This is a genomic window from Metabacillus niabensis, assembly GCF_020524345.1.
Classification (GTDB): domain Bacteria; phylum Bacillota; class Bacilli; order Bacillales; family Bacillaceae; genus Metabacillus; species Metabacillus niabensis_B.
On record NZ_JAIVLH010000004.1, the window covers coordinates 204,544 to 216,197 of the forward strand.

Annotated in this window: 13 protein-coding genes; 11 read left to right on the forward strand and 2 right to left on the reverse strand. The window is 37.2% G+C overall.

Annotated elements, in window-relative coordinates:
• Positions 1-108 precede the first annotated feature (108 nt).
• Both LC095_RS07260 and LC095_RS07265 read left to right on the forward strand, forming a co-directional pair.
• Positions 109-291 (forward strand): hypothetical protein, encoded by a 183-nt coding sequence (locus tag LC095_RS07260; RefSeq protein WP_413467467.1) that lies wholly within the window; start codon positions 109-111, stop codon positions 289-291.
• Positions 292-304: 13 nt separating this feature from the next.
• Positions 305-559, forward strand: a complete 255-nt coding sequence (locus tag LC095_RS07265) for a spore coat protein (protein ID WP_226527530.1) — start codon at positions 305-307, stop codon at positions 557-559.
• Between the two features lie 223 nt (positions 560-782).
• On the opposite strand, the gene LC095_RS07270 is transcribed toward LC095_RS07265, so the two are convergent.
• Complete coding sequence (locus tag LC095_RS07270; protein WP_226527531.1) at positions 783-1,907, reverse strand: glycoside hydrolase family 105 protein; 1,125 nt, start codon at positions 1,905-1,907, stop codon at positions 783-785.
• A 125-nt stretch (positions 1,908-2,032) separates the two neighbouring features.
• On the opposite strand from LC095_RS07270, the gene LC095_RS07275 reads away from it, so the two are divergent.
• The 8 genes from LC095_RS07275 (at position 2,033) to ilvA (ending at position 10,588) form a co-directional block, all read left to right on the forward strand.
• Entirely contained in the window at positions 2,033-2,926 is an 894-nt protein-coding gene (locus tag LC095_RS07275; RefSeq protein WP_319005772.1) for an AraC family transcriptional regulator, read from the forward strand.
• A 103-nt stretch (positions 2,927-3,029) separates the two neighbouring features.
• Positions 3,030-4,004, forward strand: coding sequence for an N-acetylglucosamine kinase (locus LC095_RS07280; protein ID WP_226527532.1), 975 nt, complete (start codon positions 3,030-3,032; stop codon positions 4,002-4,004).
• Between the two features lie 4 nt (positions 4,005-4,008).
• Positions 4,009-5,331: a 6-phospho-beta-glucosidase gene (locus tag LC095_RS07285; RefSeq protein WP_226527533.1), complete on the forward strand. Its 1,323-nt coding sequence runs from the start codon at positions 4,009-4,011 to the stop codon at positions 5,329-5,331.
• Positions 5,332-5,348: 17 nt separating this feature from the next.
• On the forward strand, positions 5,349-6,473 hold the full coding sequence (locus tag LC095_RS07290; RefSeq protein WP_226527534.1) for a polysaccharide deacetylase family protein: 1,125 nt from the start codon (positions 5,349-5,351) through the stop codon (positions 6,471-6,473).
• 166 nt (positions 6,474-6,639) lie between these two features.
• Positions 6,640-7,044: a VOC family protein gene (locus LC095_RS07295; RefSeq protein ID WP_226527535.1), complete on the forward strand. Its 405-nt coding sequence runs from the start codon at positions 6,640-6,642 to the stop codon at positions 7,042-7,044.
• 274 nt (positions 7,045-7,318) lie between these two features.
• The gene (locus tag LC095_RS07300; RefSeq protein WP_226527536.1) at positions 7,319-8,119 is read left to right on the forward strand and encodes a DUF817 domain-containing protein; all 801 of its coding nucleotides are present in this window, start codon (positions 7,319-7,321) and stop codon (positions 8,117-8,119) included.
• Between the two features lie 146 nt (positions 8,120-8,265).
• Positions 8,266-9,258 carry an SGNH/GDSL hydrolase family protein gene (locus LC095_RS07305; protein ID WP_226527537.1) on the forward strand — a complete coding sequence of 331 codons (993 nt, stop codon included), beginning with the start codon at positions 8,266-8,268 and terminating at the stop codon, positions 9,256-9,258.
• Between the two features lie 112 nt (positions 9,259-9,370).
• On the forward strand, positions 9,371-10,588 hold the full coding sequence (ilvA, locus tag LC095_RS07310; protein WP_226527538.1) for a threonine ammonia-lyase: 1,218 nt from the start codon (positions 9,371-9,373) through the stop codon (positions 10,586-10,588).
• Here the strand turns inward: ilvA and LC095_RS07315 are convergent.
• The gene (locus LC095_RS07315) at positions 10,585-11,001 is read right to left on the reverse strand and encodes a (deoxy)nucleoside triphosphate pyrophosphohydrolase (protein ID WP_226527539.1); all 417 of its coding nucleotides are present in this window, start codon (positions 10,999-11,001) and stop codon (positions 10,585-10,587) included. The two genes, ilvA and LC095_RS07315, sit on opposite strands and share 4 nt — an antisense overlap.
• Before the next feature lie 84 nt (positions 11,002-11,085).
• Here LC095_RS07315 and LC095_RS07320 point away from each other — a divergent pair, with 84 nt between their 5' ends.
• Positions 11,086-11,595 (forward strand): GNAT family N-acetyltransferase, encoded by a 510-nt coding sequence (locus LC095_RS07320; protein ID WP_226527540.1) that lies wholly within the window; start codon positions 11,086-11,088, stop codon positions 11,593-11,595.
• Positions 11,596-11,654: the final 59 nt, after the last annotated feature.

Genomic DNA, 11,654 nt, shown 5'->3' on the forward strand with positions numbered 1-11,654 from the left:
GGATTGGTAATTCGTTATCCGTATTTTGTGAACTTTTATTTTAATTATATTTACATGAAAAGGGACATTGAGGCACAAATTATAAAAGAGGAAGGGAGGGAAATAGTCGTGAATTTAAATGAACTTGAGCTACAGAACCTTCGTCACTTAATCGGTGGTCATGAAACTTGTGCAACAAAGCTTGATACATATGCACAGCAATGTCAAGATCCACAAATTAAATCAATGCTTCAAAACCATGCAAACAGTGCTAGACAAACAAAACAACAATTAATGTCATTTTTAGGATAAGGAGGGACAAATCATGTTACAAGAAAAGGATATGGTGTCAGACTACTTATCAAATTTAAATTCCAGTCTGGCAAGCTATGCACAAATGATCGCTCAATGTAACAATCAACAATTGCGAAATACATTAATCCAAATTCGAAATAGTGATGAACAAAAGCAATGGGAAGTATACCAGGCAGCTGTTCAACGTAATTATTACACACCAGCTTCACAAGCCGAACAACAAGATGTGATGGAAGTGAAGCAACAATTTCAGCAAGGAATTTAAAGAACGCAATAAAAAGAGACATTTCCTCCACACGCTTTCGTGTTGGGCGGAATGTCTCTTTTTATTTTTAACAGTAGGTGCTCTATGCGAGATGGATTTCGTGGGAAAGAAGTATTTGATGTTTTGATCTCACGATTTATTTTGTAATGTTGGGAGTTGGATAGAATGTTTAAGGGAAAACAAGTAAAAAACAGAGACCTATGCCTCTGTTTTTTACTTGTTTTTATACTGTTTTTGCCTGGCTCATTTCCACACACATCAGAATAAATGCACCTGCACCGTGTAAATCATTCTCGCTAGTAGGTCGTGCAATGTAATGAGCATAGTCACCGATTCCTGTACCTATGCAAATATTGCCTATGAGAAGATTTCCTTTTTCATCATATTTTAATGTATCAATGACTCCATCATAGCCCTTCCACGCATATTTCATATACTTGGCATCAAGATAACCCTTTCGAACCGCTTTTGCAATCGCTTGAACAAACAGTGATGTACAGGAATTTTCCAACCAATTGTCTGATAGATTACCTTTGTCAATGACTTGATACCATAATCCGGTTTCAAAATCCTGGTATTTTGTTAATGCAATGAGCAGATCTTGAAGGATACTTATAAGCTTTTGTTTATCCTTATGATCCTCTGGTAGATGATCAAACATTTCTAAAAGTGCTACAGGGTACCAGCCAATCGCACGACCCCAGAACTCAGGTGCCAAGCCTGTAATAGGATCAGCCCAATTTGCTTCTTTCGTTTCGTCCCAGCCGTGGTACAGCAAGCCTGTGTCCGGATCTTTTGTGTGCTTCTCCATAAGAATGGCTTGATAGGTCATCATATCAAAATAGTCGCTTTGATCAAAAGTTTTACCGAATTGGACAGCAATTGGTCCTGCCATATATAAACCGTCCAGCCACATTTGATTCGGATAATGCTCTTTGTGCCAGAAACCACCTGATGGATTCGTCTTCCATGATTTTAATAAAGGTACTAGGTTGAACAATGCCTTTTTATACCTTTCATCTCTTGTTTGCTCATAGAGGGTAAAAAGAAGAACTCCAGGCTGTATATCATCGAGTTCATCAGAATTAAATTTCATGATGCTTCCGTCAGCAATGATATGGCTGTCTACCCATCGTTTTATATAGTCATAGTATTTATTTTTATTTGTTTGCCTCCAGCATTTTTCCATCCCAGAAAGAAATACACCTTGATGATAATGAAATCGCTCCGGTGGAAGCAGTTCCGGTTCGAATTTAGTCATTAATGTGTCACATGCTTTTTCAGCCCATTGAATAGGAGTTAATGTCTTATTTGATGGTTCATATGTACGTGATTCTGAAGTACTCATCTTAATTTTTCCTCCTTCATATGTTTACCAATAGGGTAGCACAATAAAATGTACATTTTTTGCAGTATTTTATAAAAACTTCTTATATTTTGCAGGATATGAAATACATATGTGTAATATAAAAAATGAATTGGTATACGAGGGAGGGATACAATCTGAAAGATCTTTTATATAAAAATGATGAAGAAACATTTACAGTATCATACCGGGAAGCGCTAAGTCATCATATGCCGACGAATCATTTCCACAGTACGTTTGAAGTGTATTATTTACTGTCAGGCAAACGGGAATTTTTTATAAAAGATCGGACATTCGTCGTTCACGAAGGTGATGTGATCATCATTTCACCTAATATCCTCCATCGGACAACGAATACCGAGATGCCGAAGCATGAGCGGTTTATTGTTAATATTCATGAGAACTTTATGGGTTCTGTAAATCAAGCTTTTCAGGAAATATTTCAGCCTTTGTTCGAACAGGAGTACATCATTGTAAGGTGTTCTCTTCAGGAGCGATTATGGATTGAATCTCTTTGTCAGAATGTTAGTCAGGAAATTATAGACGAGATGCCGGGCTTTGAGATGTACGCACAGACTTTAGTGCTCCAACTGCTCATTATTTGCTGCCGGCATGTTAAACAAAACAGCACAGAATCATTGGAATACCCAAGTCCAATGCATGAAAGAATCTCAGAAGTTGTCCGCTATATGAACAACCATTATATGAATGATTTGTCACTGAATATAGTGGCAGAGAAATTCTATGTAAGTCCATACTACTTAAGCCGTTTTTTTAAAGAAGCAACAGGCTTCACATTTATTGAATATCTGAACAGTGTAAGAATCAAAGAAGCCAAAAAGCTACTGGAACACTCCTCAATGAAAGTCAATACAATCTACAAAAAAGTAGGCTTCAGAAGCATCACACACTTCGGTAGAGTATTCAAATCAATCACCGGCTATGCTCCACTACATTACAGAAAAAGTGGGTCGGGGGGACAGGTTCCCCGTTACAAGTAATTGGGTCAAGGTACCTGTCCCCATGTTCCAGAATTAGTCATGTGTACGTGATTAGTTGAATAATGATATATGATAAGATACGCGATTATCAGGGGGAGAGTTTATGCGCTATTTAATGGGTGTTGATGGGGGAGGCAGTAAAACATACACTGTTATTACGGATGAGTATGGAAATAAAGTAGGGGAAGGTTTATCTGGAAGAGGAAATCATCAAGTTGAAGGAATTCAGCTTGCAATGAAGAATATAAAAGAATCGATTGATATAGCTTTGGCGACTGCTGGTCTTCATTATGAGGATATATCCTTTACACAATTTGGACTCGCCGGAGCTGATCGAGAAAAGGATTTTGCTATTTTACGCCCGGCTCTGAGTACGTTACCCCTTAGATCGTGGGATGTTGTATGTGACACATTTGAAGGATTGAGAATTGGCAGTGAAAATAACGTCGGGATTGTCCTTGTATGTGGAAGCGGCACAAATGCAGCCGGAAGAAATAAGGAAGGGAAAGTCGTACAAATAGGTGGTATGGGATATCTTTACGGAGATGCTGCAGGCGGAATACATCTGGCACGTGAGACATTTCGTTCCGCCGTAAGGTCATGGGAGCAGCGAGAAATCCCTTCTATCCTAACAAAAAAAGTTTCAAGATTTTTTGGCTTTCAAACGATGGATCAACTTGTTAATGATTTTTTAGATCAGGATATTTATGAAGTACCTGGTGAATTAGCAATCGTCTTACATGAAGCAGCAGCAGAAGGTGACCAACTCGCGATTCAACTTTTGATGAAAACGGGTGAAGAATTAGGGATTGCAGCCAATGCTGTTATAAAAAGCTTGGGTGGTTTTGAAAGCGATAACATTCCTGTTGTACTAATCGGTTCTATTCTTCAAAAGGGGAGAAATCAACATTTAATACAATCATTGTCAGCAAAAATCGAAAGTGAAAATTATACAATTTCAGTCATTATACCAGACATTGAGCCTGTATATGGGTCCATTCTGCTCGCGATGGATCACTTAAGTATTAAAACAACGGAGGAAATGTATCAAAAATTCAGAGATGGAAGGAGGTCGTAAAAAATTGCGAAAAAAATTGAAGGTTGCCGTAATCGGTGGGGGCTCCTCCTATACACCTGAGTTGATTGAAGGTTTTATTAAACGCTATCAGGAATTTCCTATTGATGAGTTGTATTTAGTCGATATTGAAGCTGGACGTGAGAAGTTAAAAACAGTTGGGGCATTGGCTGAACGGATGATTGAGAAGGCTGGTTTGCCAATTGAACTCCACATGACGTTTGATCGAAGGGAGGCCATCAAAGATTCAGCGTTTGTCACAACACAAATACGTGTTGGAATGCTTGATGCCAGATCCCGGGATGAAAAAATACCGTTAAGATATGGTCTTTTGGGTCAGGAAACAACTGGTGCAGGCGGATTTGCTAAGGCGTTAAGAACAATCCCGGTTATTTTGGATATTTGTAAGGATATAGAGGAGCTTTCTCCACACGCCTTCTTATTAAATTTTACCAACCCGGCAGGAATTGTAACAGAAGCTGTTACGAAGTACACAAAGGTGAAAACGATTGGATTATGTAATCTACCAATCGGTACCAAAATGTTAGTCGCAAAAATGATGGGTGTTGATGTCTCAAAAGTCGATATTGAAACGGCAGGAATCAACCATTTGAATTGGACGACAAAAATATGGGTGGAAGGGATAGAAAAAACAGGTGAAGTCCTAGATATCATATCTGGTGCAAAAGGTGTTTCCGTGAAGAATATCCCAGACATAGAATGGGATCCTGAATTTATTCAATCAGTAGGGATGATTCCATGCAGTTACTTAAGATATTACTATATGAAAGATTTAATGCTAGAAAAGCAATTACAAGATTTAGAGACGAAAGGAACAAGAGCGGACGAAGTGAAAAAGGTGGAAGAAGAACTCTTTGTACTTTATCAAGATCCTCTTTTAAATCGTAAACCGCCACAGCTTGAAAAACGCGGGGGGGCATACTATTCGGAAGCTGCAGTAAACCTAATGACATCCATTTATAACAATAAAAAAGACATCCAAATTGTCAATGTTAAAAACAATGGAATTCTTTCATGTCTTCCAAATGATGTTTCAGTAGAAGTTAATTGTGTCATAGATGCTGAAGGTGCAACACCTTTACAGTTAAAAACAGCATTACCTCCCCATATTCGTGGTTTATTACAAATGGTAAAAGCATATGAGGAACTTACCGTTGAAGCAGCAGTTCGTGGCGATTATCATTCAGGATTGCAAGCATTAACGATTCATCCTCTTGTTGGGTCTGCAGAATTAGCGAAAAGGGTTTTTAGCGATATATTAAATGAAAATAAGGAATTTCTTCCTCAATTTAGTAGATACAAAGAGTAGGAAATGGAGGAATAAAGATGGGATATAAATCGATAGAAAAAGGAAATCCAACGATAAATGCATGTGCATTCACATTTGATGATGGTCCTAGTAAACAACCATTAGAAGCATGGTTGGACGCACTTGAACAATTTTCAGTGTCAGGAACATTTTTTTTTACAGGTGAGTGGATTGACAAACATCCTGATAAGGCAACTATGTTGATATCGCGGGGGCATGAACTTGCATCGCATTCCTATTATCATCGCAGAATGTCAGAACTATCAGAAGAGGTATTTTTGGAAGAATTAAAGGAAACAGAACTGGCCTATCAAGAAGCAACAGGACAGCCAAGCCCGAACTTTTTCCGTTTTCCTTATCTAAATTTTAATGAAGAAAACCTACGTTGGCTTTCGAAATGGGGTTATTACAGCATTACAGGAAATGACACAGGTGATTGGGCAGGTCTTCCTGCACAAAAAATAGTCGATAATGGCTCAGTGTTTCTTTATAATGGTTCAATTCTCGTTCTGCATAGCAATGATATTACGAAAGAAACTCCAGTTGCACTAAAACAGCTAATACGCCGCGCTCTGAATAGGGGATTAAAACCAGTAAAAATATCTGATTTATTAGAAGGTGTCGGTATTACTCCAGAATATCGATCATGGAAAATTTCAATTGAAGTTCCTGATTTACACTCTATACCTTTACATGAGTGGACAATTATACAAAGCTCACAAGATAGACAAAAACTGGCAGCTGAATCATTAGAATGGGGACTAGACAAAATTCCTTCTGGAAATGGTGCAGAAAGTCAGTGGATTCAGCATTTAACAGAGCCCTTGAAAGCAAATAAAATTGTTGAGGATAGAGAGTTGTTTTCAGGGCAATTAAAGGAAGACGAGTATTGGGGATATGCACGTTTTGGTGTAAATAAAGAGGAATTAGTATTATTAGATTTTGGATTTAGGGAAGCACAAGCTGATACTTTAGTTGATTTGCTGCGTCGGGCCGCAAATCTAGCTGAAAAAGTAGGATGTTCAAGCATTGTCGCACGACAAGACATGCGAAGAATTTATAAAATGTGTCAACAGATGGGATGGAATTCAAAGATAGAAGTTGATGAGTTTTTAATGGCAGGGCAATTAATTGAAAGGTAGTATTGCAACGTTAATATGCCGTCAGAAATATAATTGCAGGTATCTGTAGTACCCCACTAAAGAGGGGTATTATTTTTTGTGAAAAATTAAGAACATATGTTTGATTGTGTGGTTCCTGTATGGTATGATATTAATGTAAAAACTATCCAATCTAAGGAGTGATCTTATGGCATTGAATCCATACTTAATTTTTGATGGAAATACTCGAGAGGTGGTCCAATATTATGCAAAGGTGTTTGGACACGAGGAACCTCAATTTATGACATTCGGATCTATGCATTCCGAACATCTACCACCAGGAACAGAAGATTTAATTATGCATACATACTTAGAGATTGCTGGTACTAAGCTGATGTTCTCTGACAATTTTCCTGGAACACCTTATCATGTAGGTAATAATATTACACTCGCTTATGTAAGCGGTGATGAGTCGGCCATCAGAGATGCATTTGAGAAGTTGAAAGCTGATGGCTCTGTACAAATGGAGTTGCAAGAGACACCGTGGAGTAAATGTTATGGTAGTTTAACTGATAAGTATCAGATTCAATGGCAATTTAGTCACGAAGCTTAATTGAACACGCCTTATATTTTATAAAATAGACTTTATATACGTAATCAAGCATTCCTTTTTGTAGAGGGATGCTTTTTTGTTTTATCCAATAACAATAACAATTAAAATAAAAGCAATAATTTTTTATTGAGAAACAATAAAGTTTATGTTAAATTCTAAATAGGAAAATATAAGCAGGGACTTTTAGGAAAGTTAACAATTTCTTTAATGTGGAAAACCAGTCTAACGATGGTAAACCCTTCTTATATGGAAAAAACCTTTGGAGGTAAAAATCATGAAAGCATTTAAACAACTTGTTCATTTTGGGTGGGAGCAAGCCTTATCATGTTTATTTCCCGTTGTCATTTTTGCATCTTTGGCTATAACAAAGTTTATACCTCTTCCTATTCTGCCAAGATATGACTGGCTTCTTATTATTTGCCTTTTCATGCAGTGGGTGATGGTGCGTTCTGGACTTGAAACACGTGATGAACTTAAGGTAATTACATTGTTCCATATTATTGGTCTTGCTCTTGAGCTTTTTAAAGTACATATGGGTTCGTGGTCTTATCCGGAGGATGGATTTTCCAAAGTGTTTGGGGTGCCATTGTACAGTGGCTTCATGTACGCAAGTGTAGCGAGTTATCTTTGCCAGGCGTGGAGAAGGCTGAAGGTTAAACTGATAAAGTGGCCGCCGTTTATACTCGTTGTTCCTCTTGCAGCTGCGATTTATTTGAATTTTTTCACCCATCATTTCTGGATTGATATCCGCTGGTGGTTATCGGGACTTGTCATAATCGTCTTTTTTCGAACAATGGTCATATACGAAGTAAATGGTTCTCGGTATCGTATGCCACTAGCGCTATCTTTTGTCCTCATCGGCTTTTTTATTTGGATTGCCGAAAACATCGCAACATTTTTCGGAGCATGGGAATACCCAAACCAAACAGAAGCATGGAGTCTAGTCCACCTAGGAAAAGTAAGCTCATGGCTACTACTTGTCATCGTTAGCTTTCTTATCGTAGCAACTCTAAAAATTGTGAAGCGGGACATAGGGACAGGTACACTGTCACAAATTGAAGAACAACAAGCCTGACTTTTAGAAGGGGTATAAAATTCCAGAAGTGTTTATACACATTTATAGTACAATGGTTTTAAAACTACTTAAAGTTTGTGAATTTTTAACATCATGTTAAAATAAACTGTTGAATTCGTACTATAAATTGATAGGTGTTGTTAAACATGAAAAATCGGAAAGTGTGGCTGCTGATCGCTAGTATGCTAGTAGTGTGTTTTAGTGCTTACTTCTTTCTTTCTGACTCCGAAGAATCGAAACAGGGTATTGTCGAAACAGTAAATGTGAGTAAAAACTCTAATGAAAAAATAGATGAGTCTTTAACTGAAAAAGAATCTGATCCTGAGGATGCGGAAATGGTTGAGGATGTCACAGTCGAAATGGCTGAGAGTGAACAGGAAGAAGTTGTAGACGGAGAGACTGAAGAAACAAAAACGGAAGGCTTTAGAGAGAAGGTTAAGGGAGTAGTAGAAGGTGTTATTAAATTATTTGAAAAAGATCTAAAAGTTGTCGCAATAGGTGATTCTCTCACTCAAGGTGTTGGAGATGAAACAGAAAATGGCGGCTATGTGGGGATCTTAAATAATACGTTCAAAGAAAATAATATTAGTGTTACCATTGAAAACTATGGCAAACGAGGAAATCGTACAGATCAATTATTAAAACGTCTTGAAAAAAAAGAAATTGAAACGTCAATTAAAAAAGCAGATATTGTATTAATAACAATAGGTGCCAATGATATTATGAAAATTGTAAGAAATAATATTATGAATCTTCAATTAGATCTCTTTGATCAAGCAAAAATAACATATCTTGAGAGATTAACAGCTATTCTTCAAAGGATTAATGAAATAAATCCAGATACCAAAATATATTTAATCGGTTTTTATAACCCCTTTGATCGTTATTTAGCTGAAATAGAAGAATTAGAAATGATTATCAACGATTGGAATGATTCTGGGCGATTGGTAACTGAACAATTTGAAAATGTGAATTATATTCCAATCTCAGATCTATTTATAAATTCTGATGAAGAGTTATTATCTAATGACCATTTCCACCCAAATACAAGCGGATATAAGCTGATGGCAAAGCGGATTTTAGAGAACTTGGAGGAAGTTACCGTTGAACCTGAGGTCATGGATGAGGATGGGGAATAAAAATTAGGACTTGGCGATAAGCCAAGTTTTTCTATTTATTACGAGCTAAATAATCATAATGCTTCACTCAACTGAACATCCTAAGAAGAGCATGTAAGCTTAGGAGGAGTTTTTGTTGAATGTAGATGATGTATTAGTTGCCAGGGAAAAGTTGAAAGGCATTGTTCATACGACACCGCTTGACTATTCACATACATTTAGTCATCTTTCGCAAAATGAAGTGTATTTAAAGCTGGAAAATCTTCAGAAAACGGGGTCATTCAAAGTAAGAGGGTCTTATAATAAATTAACTTCTTTAACAAAGGAGGATTTAAGTAAGGGAGTTGTTGCTGCTTCGGCTGGCAATCATGCTCAAGGTGTTGCTTACTCAAGTCAAATGTTGGGTATTCCTTGTACGATTGTGATGCCAAAGGGAGCCCCGCTTAGTAAGGTCCTTGCAACTAAGCAATATGGAGCAGAAGTTATTTTAGAAGGATCGGTGTTTGATGAAGCTCTAGCATATGCATTAGAGTATTGTGAACGAATAAATGGCACGTTTATTCATGCGTTTGATGATGATGAAGTGATTGTTGGACAAGGAACAGTTGGTTTAGAAATACTTGAACAACTTCCTGAAGTCGATGCGATTATTTGTCCTGTTGGTGGAGGGGGCCTTATAGCCGGCGTTGCCATGACGGTGAAACAGATGAATCCGAACGTATCTGTTTACGGTGTTCAAACCCTTGCTTGTCCAAGTATGAAACAATCTTTATTACAAAACAAACCTGTCATGGTAGAAGCAACTCCAACAATGGCAGACGGAATTGCCGTAAAAAAACCAGGCAAACGAAATTTTGACATTATTAAACAATATGTGGATGATATTGTATGTGTGGATGAAATGGAAATCGCTCGATCAATGTTAATGTTATTGGAAAGAAATAAGCTTTTAGTTGAAGGATCGGGAGCAAGCCCTGTAGCAGCTCTTTTATATGAAAAATTACATATAAAAGGAAAGAAAATAACAGCTGTTTTAAGTGGAGGAAACGTGGATGTACATTTTATTTCAAAAATAATCGAACGCGGTCTTGTAGAAGCAGGAAGGTATGCACATTTTTCACTCACATTAAAAGATAAACCAGGAGAGCTTGAAAAGGTTCTACGCTATCTTACTGAGCTGAATGCAAATATTCAAAATGTCAATCTCCAACATATAGGCAGACATATTTATCCAGGATTTGCACAACTTGAGATTTCCCTCGAAACAAAAAACAATGACCATATCGAACAAATACATAAAGTCTTGAAAAATAAAGGATATACTATTCGTTTAGGTTCCAGTCCCAGTTAACTGGGACGAGGAACCTGTCCCCATGGTCCGCTTAATTGTTCTACTGCAGGTATATCAGCAGGAGCCCATATTAGGGATTTGAGATTTTCTCTTTTTAACCATAGTAAGGCGGAATGCTCATTTGCTTCGGGTTGACCGCTTACAATTTTACCTGTTATACATATCAGGTTAATGGTAGCACTTTCGTATTCATGAGTATGGTCATGGAAAAGATCAGTAACTTCGATCGTACAGTTGAGTTCTTCTTTAATTTCTCGAACTATGGCAGCAAAAATGTCTTCGTCCTTCTCTACTTTACCTCCTGGAAACTCCCACATATTTGCCATGGACATGTTTGGAGATCTTAGTGCGCATAGAATTTCATTTCGGTCATTTTCAATGATGGCCGCTACAACCTTCACAATTTTTTTCATGATCTCCTCCAAAAATGGTTTTACTTGATTATGATAACATGTAAGATGGATAGAAAAGAAGCTATTATAGAGAGGAAACATGTTATGAATATTCGAGAGGTAAGGACAAGTGAGGTTGAAAAGGTTTCACAGTTTTTATTAAAAACGATGGGAGATGTTTATCCATTTCAAATCGGAGAAGCGTCACTGAGAGATTTAACGGACATGGAATCTTTATATATAAACAGGAGTAAAGCAACTATTCTCGCGGCATTTTCAAAAGGAGAAGTAATAGGAACCATCGCTTTACGCCCTTATGATGGAAGGATATCATTACTTAAAGATCGCTATGACTTGGACCAAACATGTGAAATCATTAAATGCTATGTTGATAAAAATGCCCGAAGACAAGGTGTTGGAACACTATTATATGAAGCAATTGAACGCTATAGCAATAAAGCAGGATATAAAATGATGTATCTACATACTCATAAATTTTTACCAGGCGGTCTTTCTTTTTGGAGAAAAAAAGGCTTTGTCGAAACACTTGATGAGTTTGATGAATGGCAGACCGTGCATTTTGAAAAAGAAGTAACTATCAACAAATATGAATAGATATCATACTCACAATTTAGTTTTTGTGAGTATTTTTTTGTGCTGATTTAACTGTAAGT

Bases quoted from the DNA above. Each gene is read 5' to 3' on its own strand.
- LC095_RS07270 (WP_226527531.1), bottom strand. From the start codon at position 1,907: ATGAGTACTTCAGAATCACGTACATATGAACCATCAAATAAGACATTA.
- LC095_RS07280 (WP_226527532.1), top strand. From the start codon at position 3,030: ATGCGCTATTTAATGGGTGTTGATGGGGGAGGCAGTAAAACATACACT.
- LC095_RS07295 (WP_226527535.1), top strand. From the start codon at position 6,640: ATGGCATTGAATCCATACTTAATTTTTGATGGAAATACTCGAGAGGTG.
- LC095_RS07300 (WP_226527536.1), top strand. From the start codon at position 7,319: ATGAAAGCATTTAAACAACTTGTTCATTTTGGGTGGGAGCAAGCCTTA.
- LC095_RS07315 (WP_226527539.1), bottom strand. From the start codon at position 11,001: ATGAAAAAAATTGTGAAGGTTGTAGCGGCCATCATTGAAAATGACCGA.
- LC095_RS07305 (WP_226527537.1), top strand. From the start codon at position 8,266: ATGAAAAATCGGAAAGTGTGGCTGCTGATCGCTAGTATGCTAGTAGTG.
- LC095_RS07275 (WP_319005772.1), top strand. From the start codon at position 2,033: ATGAATTGGTATACGAGGGAGGGATACAATCTGAAAGATCTTTTATAT.
- LC095_RS07320 (WP_226527540.1), top strand. From the start codon at position 11,086: ATGAATATTCGAGAGGTAAGGACAAGTGAGGTTGAAAAGGTTTCACAG.
- LC095_RS07290 (WP_226527534.1), top strand. From the start codon at position 5,349: ATGGGATATAAATCGATAGAAAAAGGAAATCCAACGATAAATGCATGT.
- LC095_RS07265 (WP_226527530.1), top strand. From the start codon at position 305: ATGTTACAAGAAAAGGATATGGTGTCAGACTACTTATCAAATTTAAAT.